Annotated in this window: 15 protein-coding genes; 2 read left to right on the top strand and 13 right to left on the bottom strand. The window is 37.1% G+C overall.

The annotated features are described in order from the left end of the window. The 3 genes from RAH34_RS22535 to RAH34_RS22545 form a co-directional block, all read right to left on the bottom strand. The coding region (locus RAH34_RS22535) for a DUF6443 domain-containing protein (RefSeq protein WP_306597650.1) at positions 1–650 on the bottom strand (650 nt) is incomplete at its 3' end. Positions 651–655: 5 nt separating this feature from the next. Next, positions 656–3,967, bottom strand: coding sequence for a hypothetical protein (locus tag RAH34_RS22540; RefSeq protein ID WP_114821141.1), 3,312 nt, complete (start codon positions 3,965–3,967; stop codon positions 656–658). Between the two features lie 12 nt (positions 3,968–3,979). After that, positions 3,980–5,614: a T9SS type A sorting domain-containing protein gene (locus tag RAH34_RS22545; RefSeq protein WP_306597651.1), complete on the bottom strand. Its 1,635-nt coding sequence runs from the start codon at positions 5,612–5,614 to the stop codon at positions 3,980–3,982. A gap of 361 nt (positions 5,615–5,975) precedes the next feature. On the opposite strand from RAH34_RS22545, the gene RAH34_RS22550 reads away from it, so the two are divergent. Beyond that, positions 5,976–7,238 (top strand): helix-hairpin-helix domain-containing protein, encoded by a 1,263-nt coding sequence (locus tag RAH34_RS22550; protein ID WP_306597652.1) that lies wholly within the window; start codon positions 5,976–5,978, stop codon positions 7,236–7,238. A gap of 71 nt (positions 7,239–7,309) precedes the next feature. Here RAH34_RS22550 and RAH34_RS22555 read toward each other — a convergent pair whose 3' ends face one another. The 6 genes from RAH34_RS22555 to RAH34_RS22580 all read right to left on the bottom strand — a co-directional run bounded on the left by RAH34_RS22555 (position 7,310) and on the right by RAH34_RS22580 (position 12,532). Then, positions 7,310–8,533, bottom strand: coding sequence for a YncE family protein (locus tag RAH34_RS22555; protein ID WP_306597653.1), 1,224 nt, complete (start codon positions 8,531–8,533; stop codon positions 7,310–7,312). Positions 8,534–8,702: 169 nt separating this feature from the next. Beyond that, complete coding sequence (gene rluF, locus RAH34_RS22560; RefSeq protein WP_114821145.1) at positions 8,703–9,425, bottom strand: 23S rRNA pseudouridine(2604) synthase RluF; 723 nt, start codon at positions 9,423–9,425, stop codon at positions 8,703–8,705. 274 nt (positions 9,426–9,699) lie between these two features. Next, positions 9,700–10,398, bottom strand: coding sequence for a tRNA pseudouridine(55) synthase TruB (gene truB / locus RAH34_RS22565; RefSeq protein WP_306597654.1), 699 nt, complete (start codon positions 10,396–10,398; stop codon positions 9,700–9,702). Positions 10,399–10,418: 20 nt separating this feature from the next. Next, positions 10,419–11,237, bottom strand: a complete 819-nt coding sequence (locus RAH34_RS22570; protein ID WP_034695326.1) for an undecaprenyl-diphosphate phosphatase — start codon at positions 11,235–11,237, stop codon at positions 10,419–10,421. A gap of 96 nt (positions 11,238–11,333) precedes the next feature. Further along, positions 11,334–11,630, bottom strand: a complete 297-nt coding sequence (locus RAH34_RS22575; protein ID WP_079241025.1) for a DUF3098 domain-containing protein — start codon at positions 11,628–11,630, stop codon at positions 11,334–11,336. Between the two features lie 2 nt (positions 11,631–11,632). Further along, positions 11,633–12,532: an ABC transporter permease gene (locus tag RAH34_RS22580; protein WP_114821147.1), complete on the bottom strand. Its 900-nt coding sequence runs from the start codon at positions 12,530–12,532 to the stop codon at positions 11,633–11,635. A gap of 91 nt (positions 12,533–12,623) precedes the next feature. Here RAH34_RS22580 and rsmA point away from each other — a divergent pair, with 91 nt between their 5' ends. Further along, positions 12,624–13,394 carry a 16S rRNA (adenine(1518)-N(6)/adenine(1519)-N(6))-dimethyltransferase RsmA gene (rsmA, locus tag RAH34_RS22585; protein WP_114821148.1) on the top strand — a complete coding sequence of 257 codons (771 nt, stop codon included), beginning with the start codon at positions 12,624–12,626 and terminating at the stop codon, positions 13,392–13,394. Between the two features lie 133 nt (positions 13,395–13,527). Here the strand turns inward: rsmA and RAH34_RS22590 are convergent, their stop codons facing one another. The 4 genes from RAH34_RS22590 to RAH34_RS22605 all read right to left on the bottom strand — a co-directional run bounded on the left by RAH34_RS22590 (position 13,528) and on the right by RAH34_RS22605 (position 23,050). Further along, a complete protein-coding gene (locus RAH34_RS22590; protein ID WP_114821149.1) occupies positions 13,528–15,885 on the bottom strand; it encodes a choice-of-anchor L domain-containing protein in 2,358 nt (785 codons plus the stop codon). A 288-nt stretch (positions 15,886–16,173) separates the two neighbouring features. Further along, positions 16,174–19,758, bottom strand: a complete 3,585-nt coding sequence (locus tag RAH34_RS22595; protein ID WP_306597655.1) for a choice-of-anchor L domain-containing protein — start codon at positions 19,756–19,758, stop codon at positions 16,174–16,176. A 168-nt stretch (positions 19,759–19,926) separates the two neighbouring features. Next, complete coding sequence (locus tag RAH34_RS22600) at positions 19,927–22,287, bottom strand: choice-of-anchor L domain-containing protein (RefSeq protein WP_306597656.1); 2,361 nt, start codon at positions 22,285–22,287, stop codon at positions 19,927–19,929. 193 nt (positions 22,288–22,480) lie between these two features. Then, positions 22,481–23,050 carry a DUF1003 domain-containing protein gene (locus RAH34_RS22605; RefSeq protein WP_114821152.1) on the bottom strand — a complete coding sequence of 190 codons (570 nt, stop codon included), beginning with the start codon at positions 23,048–23,050 and terminating at the stop codon, positions 22,481–22,483. Positions 23,051–23,056: the final 6 nt, after the last annotated feature.

Raw genomic sequence — 23,056 nt, forward strand, 5'->3', positions numbered from 1 at the left:
ACAACCTGTCCTTTACCGTTTTTAAACTCTATGGTTTCATTATCATCCTCATCTTTGACAGAGTTTTTATACAATTGGTTGGGGGCATAAATCGTAGCAGGCGATAAGCTCACTACACTTTTTGTAGCTCCATCTACCCAGCTTGTGCTCGTGGTAAACTGATAGACTTCATTAAATCCGTTGGTGTCATAGCTAAACTTTACAGATTTTGTGTTCCAGTCATTACCTACCTGTTTCTGCTCCAGAATCCGATCCAATGGTGAGCTTTCCAAAACTTTTTCAGAATAGATCTTTTCATTACCGTAGGTTGTAGGATAAACACCCAAGGGTCCTGAATAATAGTTTCCATTGCTGGTAGAAAGCTGGGGAACAGGCAAGTAATCTTTGACCTGTCTTCCGAACGCGTCATATTCTATATGATTAACTACATCACGTCCCAATGGTGATGCTTTTATATTAACAATCTGTTTTGGCCTTCCCAGACCGTCAAAATACTGTACAGATTCCGAGGATTTGGTAGCTGTAGTACCATTATAATCCAGATACGTTTTGGTCTGAATATAGTTTTCATTGCTTGAAATCGTGGAAAGCTGGGCATAGGTTATATTGGATAAGAGCAACGCTCCTATTGGTATTATCAATTTTTTCATCAGTTTTAGTTTTTATAGTTGTATTTCATTTCCTTCAACACTTTGCCATTCACATCGATCACTTTCTGAAGTCTGTTAGCAGAGTCGTAAACATAGCTTTCCCTGATTCCGGATGGTGGTGTGATGCTTCTTACTCCTACTAAAGGATCATAAGTGTAAGTGGTAATCTGATAACCGGATAATGCAGAGTTAGATCTGAAGGTGTTCAATACTGATAAGAAGGTTGTTTCATCATTGTTAGGAGCTGCTATAGCATCTGTGTTGGAAGCTGTAACAATAGAATCCATTAATGACTGCGAAATATCTGATAATTTAGCTCCCTCAATCTTTGCAATGGGCTGGGTCTGATTGTAACCCCAGACAATCACGGTTGAAAGACCATTTTTTGTGGTATATTGCTGCAAATTCCCTTTAGAATCGTATTGATCGTAAGTCAACTCTGTGGATAGGGTATTATTTTGGATATTTAGCCTAGATACACTCATAGGTAATGCCAATCCTGATGTTTTATTATTGGCCTCTATATCAGAGTTTGGATAAAGAATTGAAAGTTTGGAGATAGTTTTTCCTATATCTGTTGAATTTATTTTTTTAACAACAGTTGTTTCCAAAGGAACACCTATTATATTTTTGTTAATCAAATACAGATTCCCTAGCTCATCGGCATACTTAAAGGTTGTTTCCTCAACAGACTTGTCTGGGAAAGTTATTTTTTTTGAGGTAGGCTGAATATGTAAGGGATTATCATAAAAATATTCAGTTTCTGTTCTCAGCAATTTTCCATTTATATTTTCTTCTATAATTTCCCTGTCTTTATTCACTTGGGCAGATACCAGTTTTTTTCCATAAAAATCAAAATTTGCAGCAGGATTTTTCATGACCATTCCACAGCCAAGGTAATATTCCGGACTTGTGACAAAAAATTGATAGCTCATTTTGTGGAATTCATTGGGTTGTGTTGGAGCCGAAAAATCTAACCCTGATTCTATTTGCTGGGTTGTTGGGGTTTGAATAAATGAATAACTATTTGTTATCGTTTTAATAGGAACTGTATTTCCTCTTTCAAAGATCTCCTGCTTCTTTATAAATCCTCTTTTCCATGAATTATCATTGAATAAAAGATATGGTGTATCATAATATAGCTTTCCATCGTCTTCATCATAAAATGAATAAACCGTTTTTCCGTTATCATTACCATTACTAATAGTACTTTCCGTAGCTTTAGAGTAAAATACCGTACACCCGTTATAGCCTAGTATATCACTAATTGCTGTACTGTAATATTTGGCCAAGGAAAAATATTTATCAAGTACTTTACAGACACTTGGATCATATTTAAAACTATATCCATGCTCTAATTCATAGGCGATGGGATAATCGTAGATCTTTCCTGTTGAAATACCGCTTTCATTATCATAACTAATACTCTTAGAAAAAAGGGTACTGCCATTAGTGTCTTTTGAAATTATTTTCGCAATCCTAATTCCTCCAACTTCCAGATTTTTTCGTCCTGAACCCGTCACTATCGCTTCTTCTGCATACAGCTGAACATAAGGATCAGGAAGCCCCTTGGCAAACATGCTCAGTGAATAGGAACCTTGATCTAGCGTTAACTCAGTTTCTCCCTTTCCGGACATTGGAGGAAATGATACAAGTGTATTTGTCGATGTATTTATCAAATTATAAGAAACTTGTGCATCTGCGGTAGCTCCTCCGGGTTGATAAGGGATATTATAGAACAATTGGAACTTGGTTTTCCTAGTTATTTGAAAGTTTTCCGTTTTATAAAATTCACCATTATTAGACTCTTCATAACTATAATAAATACCAATATTGATAATATTTGTACCATATTCTGTATAATTTGGTTCATCATAAGTATTATTTTCATAAACAAACTCCTCGCTGCCCTTTGTAGGATAAATAATTTCCTTTAGTAATGTTGTTTGAGTATTGGTTAGACTAGGTTTCTTACCTCCCAAATAATAATAGGTCTTAAAATCCTTTACATTATACCTTCCTTCTCCATTCTGGCTGTAATATCCCCAAAAGTCTTTGCTATCAGTATCTTTATTTGGTATTAATGAGTCTTCATAATATTTGAATGAATATTGCTGGTCATTGATTTTAACGGAATTTAGTTTAAGCCAAGCAGTACGATCATTAATATCCCCATTGGCTGGCTGAAAATAAGACTGATCAAATACAGCCGTATAGCTGTTTCCTCCATCCTGAACTTTTATTTTATCAAGTGCTGCAATCTTTCTTGTAAAGTTATTTTTTACATCTGTCCTGGGAGTGCTTTTGTATTCAAAGGAAACTCTTGTTTTTGCATTCACCCTAATCTCGCTCAATAAAGGAAGAGTATGCTTTGTTACCTTGGACAAATATTTAACTTCAAAGGAACTTGAATAGTAGTCCGTTGGAATGTCATATAGATCTTTGGTACTTCCTTTCATATAAGAGTTTGGATTATCATAGGCATAGTCAACGTAATTATACAGAAACTCAATAATATCAGTTTTAGTTTGAATTTTGGATAAATAGTAATTGTTATAGATCAGATTGCCTCCACTATAGGGATAAAACCCGCTCAATAATACCATATCTGACTGTAGGGTAATATCATCCTGAACAGCATATTCATAAATATTACCTTGAATATCAGTTATAGTAAATTTAGTTCCATCAAATTTTATTTTTTCTTTCCCTGCAGGCATCTGCTTTCCATTAAAGTCCTTATCAAGGAAGAACTTACTGCTTTTCCCGGGATATGAAAAATGAAAAATATCAGGTTCTGTATCTATACCACTTACAGGGTTTCGCATAAAGGTGCCTTGTGCTTCTAATCTTGAATTGGAATGATCTCTTAAAAGTGCATATTCAGGATAGTTAACAGCTCCAGGATTTACAAAGTCAACTTTTACAGGGTGATCAACAGGAAATCCATTTGGAAAGACAGAATACTCTTTTAGTGAATGAAGATCATCCAGTCCATTCACTTTATGAGATATCTTTCCACCCACTTCCAAATCCCATCCCAATCCAATATTAGACGCATTTTCGCCAGGTTTAAATCCTGTGGAAGTATAATTCAATGTAATTGGAATTTCAAAACCACTTACTTTTAGGGTATAAATATTCAAAGGATAGTTTATTGCTCCCGATGAATAATTAACTGGAATATCAACCCTTTTTACCAATCCTGACATTTCAGGAGTTGTAGGAACAATATTAGTTAAATTGCCAAATTGAGCAAATATTCTGATACCAAATAATAGTAACAGAAATAAAGGTATTTTATAGTTTTTCTTCATGATTAATGTTTTTTATTTCTTAATCAGCTTTGCATTCGCTGTTTTATTATTATCCGTTTTTATCGTCACCAGATAAGCACCCTGCACCAAAACCTGGGTATTGATCTTAGTAACTTTGTTTTTGGTTTTTATACTTTGTAGCTGTCTTCCACTCATATCATACAAAAGAATATCAGCATCCTTGAAGTCGAAACCGATTTCTATGTAAGTATAATCAGAAACAGGGTTTGGATAGATTTTGATATCGTATTTTTCAATCAGCTGATCAATCTGCTTGTCTCCCAATTTTACAATTTTCCAGTTTTCTTTACCCAATTCTTCAGCACTGGTTCCTGCCAGAATAATTGATCCGTCTCTGTTCAGCTTTAAGTCTGAAAGTCTTTCTTCTTTTTGTCTGGATTCTCCCTTTACGTGTTTTCTCCACTGCTCATTGCCATTTTGATCTAAGTATAACATCCAGAAAGTTTCGTCATCGGTTTCTACTCTTCCTTCTGCCTGCGTATAACCACCCAATAAAATTCCTTTTGAAGATTTGTCATCTGCTGAATGAAGAACACTCATTCCCATCAGGATATCACGGTTTTTAAAATTGTAAGATTTCTGCCATTGTTCATCCCCTCTTTCATTGAGAGCAATCAGCCAAAGATCTGTTCCTTCTTCAATGCCTACCGTTTTGTTTCCTGATCTTTCTGATCTGGATTCTCCACCAATGATAAAACCAGTGGAAGTTAAAGCCAGGGTTCTCAAATGATCATCTCCTTTGCCTCCGAAGTTCTTTTCCCATTCTACTTTTCCGTTTTTGTCTAATTTGACAATCCAGTAATCACCTTCTCCGAAATTTTCAGTTTGTTTCGAGTTTCGGGATACGGGATTCGAGTTTTGAACGTTTAATGCAGAACCCTCACCTCGCATCCCGGAATCTTGTTCAGAACCAGAAACACGAACCTCGGAACTTCTCGAATAAATTCCCAATAATGCTCCTCCATCTTTCGTTGGAATCATTTTCTCCACTTCATCCAATCCTTTTCCACCTAAAATTAATTGGGAGAGTTCTTTTCCATCTTTGTCTAATCTTGTAATTAAAAGATCTTTTGAACCGTATCCTTTGGGTGAGTTCTGTATATTTCCGGCAACAAAAAATCCTAAATCGGTAGTCTGGATAACAGCTCTTGCTTCTTCATCAGAAGAACTTCCCAACGTTTTCTGCCACAATTCATCACCGAATTCATTGATTCTGATCAGCCAGATGTCTGAGCCTCCTTTGGAATCCTCTTTTTTGTCGAATCCTTTTCCGGAATAAGATGTTCCAGCCAGGAGAAATCCGCCATCCTGCGTGGTAACAGTGGCAGACAGATAATCATGATTTTGTCCTGCGAAATATTTTTCCCATGATTCTTTCCCTTGCTGGTCAAGTTTAATCAAATGAAAATCATAGCCGTTATTCTGCTTTTGGCTGCTGGCTGCTTGCTGTTGGCTTTTAGACTGTATAGAACTTCCGGTAATAAGGTATTGCTGATCAATGGTTGTGGTGATCTGGCTTAGAAAATCCTGGGTAGAGGATTGGATATCTTTCTGCCACACCACTTTCTGGGCAGATAGGCCCAAGACCGTGCATAAAGTAAATGCACTGAGATAAAGTTTTCTCATCTTTGTGTTGTTTTTTTAGTTATTAATCATTAAAACTGCACGAATGTAATGCTTTTTAACACATGAAAATCAACATATTACAGCTTTACGTAAATAATACTATTAATAATTAATTCTTCTTTACAATGTATTAGAATTGGTTCATTATGATTCAAAAATATCTACATCCAACCACAGATCCTGCCATATTAAATACAAACAAGTATAAAAATTGAAACTCTCATTTCAATTACGAAATTATATCACCGAAAAGACAATATTACTATAAGCTTATGCGCAATAAAAGGCTTTCTCTATATCATATTTAACCATTTCATTATCAGCTATTGACACGCTGTATTTTTATCAATAAGTTTACTACATGATGAGAAAAAACTATTACCGGAAATTGGCGTTGATGGTCACCTTGCTGACTGTTTTATTGGCCTATCAGAAATATACCAGCCGTGAAAAAGAACCTTTTCCCAAGGTAACGTTTATTTCAGATGCTTCAATACCAGCAAATCTATCAGATTTTGATCCCAATACCCTGGACAAAGAACAATGGCAGAAACTTGGATTTTCAGAGAAACAAACAGCAACCATTCTGAAGTATAAAGATATTGTTGGAGGAAAGTTTACTTCGAAACAGCAGTTGAAAAAATGTTATGCTATTTCCAATGAGAAATTCAGTGTACTGTCCTCTTTCATTTTACTTCCTGAAACAGCAGAAAAAGGAGATTCCAAAAGATTCACTCCATACGGGAAGAAAGGAATTATGATTTCAGGAAAATTCAATCCTGATCAGTTTTCTGCCAATGACTGGTTTACAATGGGCTTTAGCGAAAAACAGGCAGAAGCCATTATAAAGTATAAAAATTATCTTGGGGGAAGTTTTATCAGTAAAGAAAAATTTAAAGAATGTTTTATCATTTCGTCGGAGAATTACAGCAAACTTGAACCGTATCTTTTGCTTCCGGCAAAAACTCCGGAAAACTTCAGGAATTCCGGAAAAGATAATCCTGTAAAATCAAAAATTCAATATCATCCGTTTGATCCTAATCAGCTTGGCCCAGATGAGTGGATAGCACTGGGGTTTTCAGAAAAGCAAGCAATCACGATCATTAATTACCGGGACAGAAATTTACGGGGAAGCTTTAAAAGCTTAGAAGATCTGCAGAAATGTTTTGTGATTTCTGCTGAGAAGTTTCAGGAGATGAAACCTTATATCAGACTTCAGGAAAAACAACAGGAAAAAACAGATTTTTCAAAAACAGATCTTAATACCATTACTTTCAAACAGCTTATTGAATTCGGACTGGATGAAAGAAGTGCAGGCTCAATCATTGGTTTTAGAAAGAAACTGGGAGGGTTTATGAATAAGCAGCAAATTTTAACCACTTACAACATCGATCAGGATCTGGTTCAGAAACTGATTTCAATAGCCCCCTTAAATACATCAGATGTTCCCCGATACTCATTAGTAAATGCACCAGAGGAATGGCTTAAAAATCATCCTTATTTCAAATATTCAGCAGACAAAATCATATTCTACCGGACCAGTAATCCTGATGATAAAAAAATATGGAAACTTTTAAAACTGAAACCTGAGTATGAAGAAAGAATGAAATTATATGTAAAATAACATGAAACCTGAAACAGGCTAAAACTCTTCCAAAATAATATTCCGGAAGAGTTATATCCTGTAAAATAATTTTAGTGATGCATATAGTTGCTTGGCCCATTAGTCCCTTCAATGGACTCAGGTAATATTCCGTATTTATTACGTAAATCTACTGTACCTATTTTCTTTTCTGTATTAATATCAATGATACTGATCGTACCGGAATTTAAGTTGGGAAGATCCAATAAATTATTCTGTACTGCCACAACATCTTTTCCTGATTTGGTTTTAAAGAAAGCCATATGATGTGCTCCTTTGTCAGCATCAAGAGTCTTCAAAAGCTTTAATTGAGGAAGATTGTTAATATCAAAGACAAGTACTTTTCCAGGTTCTGCAAAACTCACGTACAATTTGTTGGTATCATCAATATACATTTCGAGTGCCCAGCCTAAACCTTTTGTACTTCCATCAAAAACCTTGGTAAAAGCATCATATTTTTTGGTTGTAGTATTATAGGGAGCAATCCAGATATCTCCGCCAAGCATCGTTGTAGCAAGTGCATATTGCGGAAACTTTCCGCGCAATAGCAATACTTCTACTGGAGCAGATAAATCAGTTGGAGAGTCTGCAACCTGATAGGTTTCCTTTATTTCGTAAGTATTGAGATCTAGTAAAGTACAGGTATTGCCCATTCCGGTAGTAAGATCAGGATGAATAGTGGATGATACCATCATCAGTCCTTTTTCCTCATTGATGGAAATGCCGTGCGGATACATGATGAACTTATTGGGATTAGCTTGAATAGGTGCTTTAATCGTTTTGATAAGCTGATTATTAGCCGCATTAAAAACACCTATACTACCATCTTTTGGGCCTCCTGCCCCACCCATAAAGGTCATAAAATATCTTCCGTCATTGGTAAAAAATAAATTTTCTCCTACCGTATTTTCACCCGTATCTACAGGAGTTGCGTTCAATAATATGGGTTGTCCGTTTTGGTCTTCCCCGGTTTTTACTTCGTAGAGATAGCTGCCACCCAAAGCAGTCGTGAACATTTTATTGGCATTCTGATTGTAATAAATATGATGTGGCAGTACACCAATGCCCAATTCAAGTTTGCTGCTGATATTTCCAAAATTGGGGGCTTCAGGATCGAGTTCAATGACGGCGATTCCGTCTGGTAATCCTTTTAAACTTCTGTAATCAATGTAAAACGAAGAATCATGCGGATGATCCGGATAATGATTATCATTTTGACAACTTACTACTACTACCAAAGTAATACATAATAGAACTGAACTAAGATTTAATTTCATGATTTTCAGGTTATTATTGTTAGTATTATAAATATAAAGCATTTTCATTGAAAAACAAAACATATTACACCAATACGTGAAAAACAATAAATAACATTAAAAAATAATGCTTCCAATAATTAAAAAAGGAAGCATGAAATTAAAACCCGTTAAAGTATTTTAGATATTTTTAATCAATTGTTTTACTGGAATCTGCCAGCAAGGAGTTGAGCGTATTCAGTTCCTCATCCGTCATATCTCTCCATTTCCCGATAGGCAAATCAAGTTTGATATTCATGATACGGATTCTCTTGAGTTTTTTTACTTCGTATCCAAGATATTCACACATTCTTCGGATCTGTCTGTTGAGCCCCTGAGTAAGAACAATTCTGAAATTCATTTCATCAATCTTTTCTACCTCACATTTTTTAGTCACGGTATCAAGAATTGGAACACCGTTTCGCATTTTTTCCAAAAATCTTGGAGTGATAGGTTTGTCTACACGAACAAGATATTCTTTCTCGTGGTTATTCCGCGCTCTCAGAATTTTATTTACGATATCTCCGTCACTCGTTAAGAAAATAAGTCCTTCACTTGGTTTATCCAATCTTCCGATAGGAAAAATTCTTTTGGGATGGTTGATATAATCAACGATATTATTTTTTTCACGTTTTGTATCCGTAGTACAAACGATTCCTACCGGTTTATTAAAAACGATATACACAGGTTTTTCCTGAGGCTCTCTGATCGCTTTTCCGTCTACTTCTACCAGATCTTCATCAGAAACTTTAGTTCCCAACTCAGGAATTTTCCCGTTTATCTTGATCCTTCCTTCTTCCAAAAGCTTATCTGCTGCTCTCCTAGAACAGTATCCTACTTCTGATAAATATTTATTGATACGCGTTTTTTCCATTTGTCTTTTCCGTAGCCGATATAATTTTTATTGCTGAAATCCGGATTTCCCTAGCTTAAGTCTATGAAAAATCATCATCCCATCTTTCAGTTTATGTGATTCAAAAAACAATTCTTCCTTTTTGGCTTAATCTTTTTGAATAGGAAACTTATATTTTCAGTATTTCCTGATGCAAAGTTAGGAAGAAAATGATATCCTTATGAAAGTAATATCATAATCAATATTTCCTGATAAAGTATTATTTTCAATACCCTGAGAATTGCTGGTTTAATTTTTACAGACCTTCGAATCTGTACTCGTTATTCAGAAACTGATCTGTAGCATCTTCAATGGCATAGTCACCAATCCTGGTACGTCTCAGTTGTGTCAGATAAGCTCCTACTCCCAATTCCTGGCCGATATCATGGGCAAGGCTTCTGATGTAAGTTCCTTTTGAACATCCTACCATAAAACTCACCAAAGGAAAATCGATTTTTACATCCGTGATGTAATGGATCGTTGTTTTTCTTGATTTCATTTCCACTTCTTCACCAGCTCTGGCAAGGTTGTAAGCTCTTTCCCCATCAATTTTAATGGCCGAATAAACAGGTGGTTTCTGTTCAATTTCTCCAACGAATTTTTCCAGCACTTCTTTTACCAGTTCTTCAGTAATATGTGAGATATCCTGTTGAAGAATTTCAGGTTTTTCAGTATCATAGGATTCTGTCTGTACACCGATCTTGATCTCTGTCCAATATTCTTTAGGAGCATCCTGGATCTCAGGAATTTTCTTTGTAAATTTTCCACAACAAACAATAAGAAGCCCAGTTGCCCTGGGATCTAAAGTTCCGGCGTGTCCGATTTTAAATTTCTTAGGAAGATCAAACTCCCTTTTAAGTTTATATTTCATTTTATTGACAGCCTGGAAGGAAGTCCAGTCCAAAGGCTTATCCAATAAAAAAATGTATCCTGATTTCAGTTCTTCAGCAGTCATGAATGGGTATAAAAGATTTCTTATTTAAAGAAATAAAAATAAATCAACAGGGCAACTCCAACAAAAATACGATACCAGCCCCAAGGTTTAAATCCATATTTATTAAGCACTCCAATAAATGCTTTAATGGCAATAAGCGCCACAATAAATGCTACAATATTTCCTACAACGAAGATCATAATGTGATCCTGAGAAGCCATGATCATTTCATATCCTTTCTGAGGATTTGCCGTTTCTTTTCCCCAGGTTTTTACAAAAACAGAATATACAGTTACCGCAAGCATGGTAGGAACTGCAAGGAAGAAAGAAAATTCTGCAGCAGCCTTTCTGGTAAGACCTTGTGCCATTCCCCCAATGATGGAAGCAGCACTACGGCTAGTTCCCGGCATCATTGCAAGACACTGCCAGAAACCAATGGTAACAGCATTTCTTATGGTAATTCCTTTTTCATCATCGATCTTAGGATTCTTAAACCATTTATCGGCAAACAGCAAAACAACACCCCCTAAAACCAATACGGAAGAAATAGCAATCTGATTTCCAAGAACGGCTTCAATTTTATCATCAAACAAATAGCCTAACACCAAAGCCGGAACTACTGCAAATGCAAGTTTAAAATAAAACTGAATATTATTTAAATCAAAAAACTTTTTCCAGTAGGCTACGACCACCGATAAAATAGCTCCAAACTGAATAGAAACCTGAAACATCTTTAAAAATTCTGTTTCTTCCAACCCCATAAGATTTGCGGTAAATCCCATATGTGCTGTAGAAGAAATCGGAAGATATTCCGTCAATCCTTCTACAATGGCAATAATAATTGCTTTGATTAAATCCATATTCCTTTAAAAAATTAAAAGATTAAGAGATCCGGAAACTCAGAATACATGATTCTCAATTTCTTAATCTCTTAATCTCAAAATATAAAAATTTATTTATTTTCTTTTTAAGATCGCGTACACTTCAATGACAAATCCTATAACAACAAACAGAGGTGCTATTCTGATTCTTCGGATAGAAAAGATATCGTCATTCCATGAGTTAGGATCAAATTTCCCATCTACAGTATTGGCATCGGGGCCCATCATCAGTAGAAATCCTACGACAATAAATGCTAGTCCGATCAGCATCCATTTGAAATTCTGCTGTCCGAAATAGAAAGCGTTTTCCTGTGGTACTTCAGCTTCATGTCCAAAGTCTGAAGCGGAAAATTTATTTGTTTTTTTGCTCATTATTAAGAGTAATATAAATCGTCAACGTTTGATTTTAAGAATCTCCATGTAGCGAAAATTGTACTTAAGACAGAAATAAAAATTCCTACTCCAAGTACCAGGATAACCAACCAGAAATATTGGTTGTTGTCCTGTACGAAAGCTGAACCAATCTGGCTTGTGAAATAGTACCAAACTCCACCTAACGCAAGAAGACCTATTACAGAACCGATAGCTCCTAAAATAATAGCTTCCACGATGAATGGTTTAAGGATAAATCTTCTTTTCGCTCCTACAAGCTGCATCGTTTTAATAATAAATCTCTTCGAGAATATTTTCAGACGGATAGAGTTGTTGATCAATACAACTGCCAATATCAGGAACAGAACAGAAAATCCTAAAATCCATTTCAGAATTCTGCTCAGGTTATTGTAGACATCTACCATTAAAGTACTGTCATTTTTAACATCGATAATTCCCGGAACAGATTTGATCTCTTTGATGGCTTCATCAATTTTTGCAGGATCTACGAATTCCGGTTTTAAAGCTACTTCAATAGAGGAAGGGAAAATATTTTCTTCGAACAATGCATCACTGTCGATTCCCATAGTCTTTTTGGCTTCTTTAGCTGCCATATCTCTTGAAATATAAGTCGCTTTTTTTACAGGAGCTAATAACTGTACCTTTTTAAAAGTTTCTTCCTCAAGTTTTGCAATTTTTACAGAATCTTTAGCGTCATAGTTTTCATCAAAGTAGGCGTTCACCACCAACTGTTCTTTGATATAGTCAGAATACTTCTGGGCATTAATCAGAATAAGCCCCATTAATCCTAACAAAAATAACACTAAGGCAATACTTATCACTACTGTAATATTGCTGGACCGAAGCCTTTTCTTATTAAATTCATCTACAGATTTAGCCATTAATATTAAAATTTTTGGCTAAAATAGAAAAAATCTTCCGAAATTTGGGACGAAATAAAGAAAATCACTGTTAATAAAATCATAAAAAACTTTGAGTGTAAAAGCAAAAAAACATCTTGGACAGCACTTCCTGACAGATGAAAACATCGCAAGAAAAATCGTAGAAGGTCTTAGTTTTGAGAACTATACCAACATCATGGAAGTAGGTCCCGGAATGGGAGTTCTTACCAAATATCTTCTTGAAAAGGATCAGAACATTTACCTTGCTGAAATAGATACGGAGTCTATCGAATATCTGAAAAATAATTATTCGAAAGTAACTGAAGAAACTTTTGTAGGAGATTTCCTGAAGCAGGATTTCAGTTTTATCAAAGACGATCAGATTGCTATTATTGGTAATTTCCCTTATAATATCTCGTCACAGATTTTGTTTCAGATTGTAGATCATTACCAACTGATCCCGGAAATGGTGGGAATGTTCCAGAAAGAGGTTGCTGAAAGAACGGCTGCTGTTCCACGAACTAAAGATTACGGTATTCTTTCTGTTCTGATACAGGCTTATTATGATGTATCTTATATGTTTACGGTACATGAGAACGTCTTCAATCCTCCGCCAAAAGTAAAATCGGGAGTCATCAGACTTACAAGAAACCCTAAGGAAGGACTTGCAGGCAATGAGGTTCTGTTTAAGCAGATCGTAAAAACAGGGTTCAACCAGAGAAGAAAAAAGCTGTCTAATGCTTTAAAGATGCTAAACATTCCTGAAGCCTTAAAAGGACATGAATTTTTAGACAAGAGAGCGGAAGAACTTAGTGTTGCAGATTTTATACACTTTGCCAATCTCTGGAAAGAAAATCAATAAGACAATTGTTATAAAGCTCCTCTATCAGGAGCTTTTTTGTTGTATAAAGTACAAACAATAACCTTAATCCGTTAAAAGTAGAAAGCCTTTCGAATAAATCCGAAAGGCTTTCTTTTATAGTACATTATCAATTTTAATTTCTGTTTTTCAGCATGATCCATCCTGACCAGTTCATCTGAGCTTTTGATTTTGGATACTCAAAGTTGAACTTATACCAGTATGTTGCTGTAGGAAGTCTCTTACCACCTACTGTTCCGTCCCAGACAGGATTTTCTTTTGAGAACCTGAACATTTCCACTCCATATCTGTCATATATAGAACCGGTAAAGTTTTTAAAGTCTCCAAGAGCTTTAAGATCCAGTACATCATTAATTCCATCTTCATTCGGAGTAATGATATTGTTGATCTGCAATGTAAAGAATTCAAGAGATCCCACACAATGTGTTCCTACCCTTCTTACCAAAACAGTATAGTTTGTATTATCTAAAAGATTAGTAAATACATTGGAAGCCTGCCATGTAATACCGTTGTCTATAGAATATTCCAAAGTACTTGGTGTATTGTTCATTGGCGGATTTTCAGCTGTAACCGTTACTGACTTTTTGATACTTTCATAATTTAAAGCGGTAACGAAAGGAGTTGCAGCGCCCATTACTTTAGCTTCAAAAACTTTCTTACAGATTCCATTATCAATTTCCACTGAGTAAATACCCCATTGGTCTACATTAATTTTCTGGGTTGTAGCCCCTGTACTCCAAAGATATTTGTAGCCATCGCCAGCTCCTGCATCAAGCGTTACAATATCGCCTACACACATTTCAACATCTTTTAATGTAGAAGTAATTTCTGGCGTAACTTCAATTCTAATTGTTGCCGGATTCAGAGATTTACATCCTTTTGCTCCAAGCGCATATACTGTAAATGTTGTGGTTTGATAGAGAGTAACAGTCTGCATATTTCCTGTTCCCATGAAATTACTCCAAAGATAAGTGTCTCCTCCTTCAGCAGTAAGGGTTACAGATTCTCCCGGACAGATTTTTATTCTGGAAGATTTTAATTTAGCAGTTGGCGTTGCCTCTTTCTGTAATGTCAATTCAACTGTTTTGCTACAGAATCCTCCATTGGAAACAACAACATACAGAATCTGACCATCATTACCATTATAATTTAAAGGAGTCTGAATATAATTGCCATTCTGTGCAACAGCATCCGCCTGATTTTCGTAGAATTTAAAGATAGCTCCAGGCGTTGGGCTGATGGTAGGCATAATTGTACTTAAATCAAAAGTAGTAATATCCGGTGTGGTACAAAGCAGCAATGTTGCATCCTGAGCCAGAGGGGTAGTTCCTCCGTGAATCTGTATGGAAGCTTTACCCGGACATGGATTACCAGGAACACTTACTTCGATAGTATAGGTACCCGGTTGTATTGCAGTAATTGTATTAGTCGTGGCATTAGGTACTGGTGCACCGTTATAGAACCACTGATATACAAGGTTAGGGTCATTTACAGAAGCTGTAATTACCTGAGGTTCATTATCACATACATTGATATCTGAAGGTAATTTCGTTCCTGCAGGATCTAAAAGATCTACCCCGATATTGAAAGATCCTCCTTCAAGGAATACCGCAGAGTCATAACTATGGTCACTGTAATCGGCAATTACCATTTTGAAGTGATATTGCTGTCCTGCCACTACTGTTGCCGTAGCAGTTAATGGAATCGTTCTCCCGTTAAAATTGGTTTCAACGTTCCCGGTGTTATATCCTGCAAAATATTGTTCGTTTACAGCACCACAGCTGCCTGCAATGGCAGGGTGAATATTGGTAATACTTACAGGTCCTGCTCCTCCCGGAAGTACTGCCATATTTACATAAGGCCCACCTGAAGTAGGTCTCAACAAGATGGCAAATGCATCTGCAAAGGTACAAGGGAATGAACCTGTATATTCTTCTGAGGCAATCAGATAATTAAATTTAATCTGAGAAGTTGTTGGAACGAAGTCAAACTCCAAAAGAACGGCATCATTCAATCTACTTTCCACTACTCCAATTACCTGTGCAAGATCAGCATCTGATCCTCCGCCGTTGACATCACTAAGGCCACCTTCAAAGGTGTTACCAGCTCTTCTTGCATATCCTGTGGAGAGAATAAGTCCATCTTTAAACGGGAAATTGGTTGCAGCCTTATGAAAATATCCCCATGCTCTGTCTGCCTCACTTGGAGCGTGGTTAGGTGTAATCTTCACATTGGTTACATTGGGAGTAAGACAGGTATTGGTTCCGGAGGAAATCAATACATCTTTAACCATTTTTTCAATGGTATAAGCGGTTTCAGGATACTGCGGAGCGTTTACATCAATAAAAGCACCAGCTCTTCTGGATAGATTGGAAGGAATTTCTTTTGCGTGTTTTCGCGGTGGCAGATCTTGTGAAAATAAAAAAGTCGAGATGACTAAAAAAAATAAACAAAGCGGTAGATATCTTCTCATAATATTTTTGTTTCAACAAATTTAATTTTTTTTTAAATATATCATATACATATTTATATTTTTTACGCTAAAAAAACAAAATAAGAACCTCTTACAGTAAATTTTCATTAATCAATCCCTATTCGAACAAATCATAAATGGTGTGGTAGCATTGTATTACAAAATATTTTACCATATTTCTCTCCTATTTCAAATAATTCACGAAACGCAATACTATTTATTCTTAAAAACAAGAAAATCTTTCATTACTGAAAGATTTCCTTGTTAATTTTTTATTCTGATCAATATTTAGTTTCTATTCTTTAAGAGAATCCAACCAGAGCGCTGTTCCATTTTTTTGCTTGCCGGATTTTCCCATTGTACCCTATACCAATAAGTAGCTGTAGGAAGATTAATTCCTTTTAAAGATCCGGTCCATATAACGTTACCTTTACTTGCTTTGAATACTTCGGCTCCGTATCTGTCGAAAATAGAAGCTGCGAAGTCTTTGTATCCGCTGATTCCGGTAAAGTCGATGGTATCATTTACACCATCCATATTAGGAGTAATGGCATTGCTGATAATAAATGTAAAGTAATCCAGTGAAGTACCGCATTTGGCACCTTTCACTCTTACCATTACAGAATACATCGTATTATTTAAAATACCTGTAAATACATTAGATGCCTGCCATGTCAGCCCTCCATCTATAGAATATTCCAACGTTCCACCTGTAGGATTACTTGCTGTAAGTGTAAGAATATGGTTATCATAAACAATATTGGTAAACTGCGGTAAATCCGGATTGATAAGCTGTGCAGAGAACGTTTTGGAACAAACACCATTGCTGATTATCACAGAATAAGTCCCGGGAATATTAGTCGTTATCGTTTGAGTCGTTGCTCCTGTACTCCATACATAAGTATAATTAGGTCCTGCCCCAGCATCCAAAGTTCCTTTATCTCCGGCGCAGACAAATACATCTTTTAATGTAGAAACGATGGCCGGAACTACTTCAATGGTAACTTTAGCCGGATTCACAGAGCTACATCCGTTTCCTCCCAATGCATATACTGAATATTCTGTTGTTACTGTAGGAGTTACAACCTGTGTGTTTCCGTTTCCGGTAAGACCTACCCAGTTGTACGCAATTCCTCCTGTGGCAGTTAATGTTACAGATTCACCCTCACAGATTTTTAATTTAGATGCGGTAAGGCCTGCAATTGGCGGACCTACCTGAACAGTAACTGATGCCGGCGTTGCAGAAATACATCCATTTGCTCCAACAGCAAATACTGTATACACCGTAGTTGTAGTAGGTGAAACTATCTGGGTATTTCCATTTCCTGTAAGACCATTGCCCCAGTTATAGGTTACCCCTCCGGAAGCAGTCAATGTTACTGATTCTCCAACACAAATACGAGGTTGAGACGAAACTAATGCAGCAACCGGTTGTACTTTATCTTCCTGAACGTTTACTGTGGAAGTAAATGTACAGCTCAGATTTCCTGGTTGTGATACATTGGTAACTGTTAAAGTATATGTTCCACCAGCGCTTACGACAGGAGTAAGTGTATTACCTCCTGAGACAATAGTACCTCCGGTGGTTGTCCATGCAATGGTAGATCCTGCAGGTACAACAGATGTCGAAGCATTAATAGTAACCTGAGGAGTTGTACAGGTAATTGTTGGTGGTGCAGCAATAGTAAGAGTAGTTTGAGCCGTACTTAATAATTGTAGAGACACAACATAGCTACAACCTCCATTGCTTACTAACACATAAATAGTCTGGCTTCCTCCTGGAGGTGTATATGTTGTAGGTGTTGCAATAAAGTTTCCATTAGCAGCGTTAGCATCAGCCTGATTGATATAGTAGGTAAAAGTAACGCCTGTAGTAGTTGTAATCTGAGGCTGAGCTTCTGTAAGATTATAAGTTAATCCTGGCTGATAACATTTATGAAGTATTGCATTTTGCGCTGTAAAAGGCTCTGATACTTCTATCGTTATGGTTGCTGGGTTTTGAGAGACACATCCATTTGCGCCTACTGCTGTTACAGTATAAGTAGTGGTAACAGTTGGAGAAACAACTTGTGTACTTCCATTTCCTGTAAGGCCATTACCCCAGTTATAGGTAGCACCACCTGAAGCAGTAAGGGTTGCAGAATCTCCTTTACATATTTTTATTTTACTTGCTGTAAGCCCGGTAACCGGAGGAGCGCTGTTTCCTGTTACGGTTACGGTTCCTACCGCTGTACAACTGATATTTCCAGGCTGATAAACTTTTGTAATGGTTAAAGTGTAGGTTCCTGCCGCATTAATGACAGGATTTAAAGTAGTTCCTCCTGAAACAATATTTCCTCCTGTAGTTGTCCAGTTGAATGTAGCTCCTGCCGGATAAACGGAGGCTGATGCATCCAGCGTAGTCTGGGAGTTGTTACAGGTAAGCACTGCAGGAGGGGCAATGGTAGGCACCATTTGTGGAGCTTTTACCAGTTGGAGTTGTGCCACTTTTGCACAGAAACCATTTGCCACTCTTACATACACCGTTCCTCCTGCACTCTGATGAGCTGTTGGATTAGGAATTGTGTTTGCATTTCCTGCATTGGCATCCGCCAGTGTAGTATAGTAGGTAAACACAGCTCCCGGTGTGGTGCTTATTGAAGCTTGTGCTGATGTTAAATTAAAAGTTGCATTTCCGGCTGCATAACAGGCCGTTAATGTCGCATTCTGCACTGTAGGAGATGTTCCGCCCACTACTGTAATAGTAGCTTCTCCCGGACAGGTATTTCCCTGGATGAAAACCTTAACGGTATATACACCTGGTTGTGTAGCGGTATAACTGGCATTGGTAGCACCTGGAATGGCATTGGTTCCTAAATACCACTGGTAGGTAATATTAGGTCCCTGAACAGAAGCGGTAAAAGTCTGAGGTGTATTATCACACATATTGACAGAATCAGGAAGCTGCACACCAGCCGGATCAAGGATTTTCACCCCGATATCAAATGATCCTGCTTCAAGAAATACTGCTGAATCAAAGTTGGGATCCTGATAATCCGCAAGCACAATTTTAAAATGATAGGTTTGCCCGGGAACGACGGTTGCTTTTGCAGTAAGAGGAATGGTACGTCCATTAAAATTGGTTTCAATCTGAGCGGTATTGGTTCCTCCGTAATACGCTTCATTTTTAGGCCCGCAGTTTTGATATTGCGGGTGGATATTCGTTACACTTACAGGTCCCGCTCCTCCCGGAAGCACTGCAAGATTGGTATAAGTAGGATCTGTTGATTTTTTTAACAGCAATGCAAAACCATCTGTGATGGTACATGGAAAGTTTTGCTGATATTCTTTAGAAGCAAATAAATACCTGAACGTAATTTCAGTAGAAGCAGCTACAAAGTCAAACTCTATAGATGTTGCATTGGTTAGGTTATTGTTAGCAATCCCTAAAGCATTCGCAAGATCTATATCACCTCCGGTTCCAAGATCATCACTTAAAGTTCCCTGAAGCGTGTTCCCTGCTTTATTGGCATATCCGGTAGAAAGGATAATCCCTTTGCTGAAAGGAAAATTGGTATTTGATTTATTAAAATATCCCCAGCTTCGGTTCTGATTGGTAGCAGCCAGGTTGGGGGAAACAGTTACATTACTTACTGTTGAGCTGGTACAGGTGGAACCTCCTGATATAAGAACATCATTGATCAGCTGGGTTATAGGATAGCCGGATTCCGGATAACTTGGTGCATTCACATCTATAAAAGCACCTGCTCTCAAAGAAGCAGCAGTAGGTTTTGTTGCTATTTCTACCCTTCCTCTATTTTGAGCCAAAATAAAGTTTCCCATGAAAGCTAAAAATAACGCTAAAAATAAATTTCCTCTCCTCCTATTTAACATTTTATATTATTTTAAACAAAAATACTATTTTTTTTAATTGAAATTCAAGTTAACTCAATTTACATTATTACTAACGCAAATTTATTTATATTAGAATATCAACTCTGTTTATTTTAAAATAATAAAAAAAGACTGACGAAATAGTCAGTCTTTCACTTATAGTTTAAATTATTCTATATTTTTAAGTAATATCCATCCTGTTTTTACAGTAAGCTCCTTACTTGCAGGATCTTCGAAGGTTACCTGGTACCAGTAGGTAGATGTAGGAAGCTTTTTGCCCTGGAAATATCCGTCCCAATATGGATTGATCTTCGCTGCTTTGAACACTTCCCTTCCATATCGGTCGAAAACCTGACCGCTGAAATCTTTGTAATTAACTACCCCGCTGAAATCAATCGTATCATTAATATTATCACCGTTTGGAGTAATCACATTTTTCATCACGAATGTAAAAAATTCAAGGAAGCCTACACAGCTTGTAAATTTAACTCTCACTCTGATTGAAATGATTTTATTTTTAGGGACATTATTAAATACATTGGAAGACTGCCAGGTAACGCCATTGTCTACAGAATATTCCAGGATACCATTACTTGGATTGCTGGCTGTAACGATCATTGTTCCACTCTCATTATAATCCACTTTTATCACTTCAGGGATTACGGCTTTGATAACCTGAGTTTTGAACTCTTTGGAGCAAACTCCGTTACTGATCGTTACCGAATATTCCCCGGGAGTAGCTACGGTAATACTCTGACTTGTTTCACCAGAGCTCCATTGATATGTATATCCGGGACCTGAACCTGCATCCAGAACAATTTTATCACCCTGGCAGATATGGCCGCCTTTTAAATTTGAAACAATAGCAGGTACTACTTCAATGGTAATACGTGCCGGCTGAAGAGATTTACACCCCTGTGCTCCGATAGCATATACGGTATAAGTGGTGGTCTGAGTTGGGCTTACTGTTCTGATTCCTCCGGTAGTGGCTGCTGAATCACTCCATTCATAGGTCACACCCCCGGTAGCTGTAAGCAAAACGGATTCTCCGGCACAGATTTTCAATCTTGGTGCGGTAAGTAAAGCCGTTGGTGTTTCTTCTTTTCTTAAGGTTAATGTTGCAATCTTACTACAGAAAGCTCCATTGGAAACCAGTACATATAATATCTGTCCATCTGTTCCTGTATAATTGGTAAGATTGGTGATGTAGCTGTTATTTTGAGCCTGCGCATCAGCCTGATTGGCATAAAAACGGAATACCGCTCCCTGCGTTGTACTGATCAGCGGTTTTGCTGTTTCCAGATTAAAGCTGGTAATTGCAGGGGTTGTACAGAGTTTAAGTTCAGCATTTTGTACCGTAGGACTTGTTCCTCCAATAATGGTAATAGTAGCTTCACCAGGACATTGATTCCCCGGAACCATTACTTTTACAGTATAAACTCCCGGTTGGGTAGCTACATACACAGCACTGGTTGCCCCTGGAATGGCCACTCCGTCTTTGTACCACTGATAAGTCATTCCCGGAATTGCTGCTACCTGTGCTTTTAACTGTTTCGGGGTATTATCACACATGTTGATGGTACCTGGTAACACCACTCCAGCTTCATCAACAATTTTAATTCCCACATCAAAAGAACCTCCTTCCAGAAAGACCGCAGAGTCATGCGAAGGGTCTTTTGCATCAGCCAATACCATTTTGAAGTGATAAGTCTGTCCCGGAATTACATCTGCAACAGCTGTCAGAGGTGTTGTTCTTCCATAGTAATTAATGACCAGATGCGGATTGGCCAAAGCCCCGAAATAATTAGCGTTGATAGGCCCGCAGCTAAATCCGTTTCCTGCAGGAACGATGTTGGTTGCGCTTACAGGTCCTGCACCTCCCGGTAGTACAGCCAGATTGGTATAAGTAGGATCTCCTACTTTTTTCAGCAAAAGGGCAAAGGCATCGGAATACCCGTCACAAGGATAGTCGGAAGTATATTCATCCGAAACGAATATATAATTAAATTTCACCTGATTGGAGTTCGGAACGAAATCAAATTCAAGTGCTACGGCATCCGTTAAGCTAACGGTAGCTCCGGTAGCGGCTACAAGATCCGCATCACTTCCTGTTCCTACTGATTGTCCCACAGCTGATACATAGCTATTACCGGCTTCTGAAGCGTATCCTGTAGTAAGGACAATTCCGTCGGTAAAAGGAAAATTGGTTGTTCCTTTATGAAAATAGCCCCAGAATCTGTTGCTGTTGCCTACTTCATGATTAGGAGACACAGTAACGTTGGTCACATTGGCTGTTGTACAGTTGGTACCGCCATTGATCAAAATATTCTTTACCAACTGCTCCGGCGTATAGTTTGAAGGCGTATAAGGAGGTACATTCACATCAATGAATGCTCCGGCTCTGAGAGCTGCAGCAGAAGGTTTTATCTTTTCTGATTTTCTGACAGGCCTCGTTTGAGAAAATGCAGAAACAGAAATCAATAAAAAAGAAAAAAGGAAAAAATAGTTTTTTAGTCTATAGATTAACATTTTGTTTTCATTTGTTCAAATGTAGCAAAAATAATTATACTAAATCAGCCTTTAACATTACTATTTTATAATTAAACAGGTAGATTCACAACATTTTTTTCTTATTATTACATTTTCCGCAAATCATTTACAGGAGAAATTAACTCATAAAAAAACAGACCAATATATTGATCTGTTTATATTTTAATTGTCATTATTCCTCTGGCAGTTTATCATCTTTTTTCAATTGGTCTATTTCATTCTGCAATTGAGAGATAATATCTTTTAACGCTTTAATTTCGTTCTTGTTTGAGCTGACATTACTCTTGAGCATTACATTTTTCGCTCTTTCATTGTGGTCTTCTTCATCTTCGTCTTCATTAATTTCTTCGATATCTTCGCTGATTTCCTCAATGTCTTCCTGGATATCTTCTATATCCTCGTTGATCTCTTCAATGTCTTCGCTGATTTCTTCAATATCCTCGCTGATTTCCTCAATATCTTCCTGAATGTCTTCGATATCTTCCTGAATATCTTCAATTTTCTCGTGGCTTTTATTCACAGACATCTGAATGAAAATTGCCAGATAAATAGCTTCCAGGGAAAGTACCGTCGTCAGAATAAGAAGCATTTTATCAAAATCAACAATATTCAGCATCGGAAGCAAAAACGAGGTAAGAAATAAGAGCGTATGTACAACCAGAGACTGGATAGATCCGATCCATGATGTGATGCTGTCTGCTATTTTCTCGAGAACTTCTGTTTTTTCGTTATATTTTTTCATCCTTTA

The sequence above is a fragment of the Chryseobacterium sp. WLY505 genome (genome assembly GCF_030846215.1).
Taxonomy (GTDB): Bacteria; Bacteroidota; Bacteroidia; order Flavobacteriales; family Weeksellaceae; genus Chryseobacterium.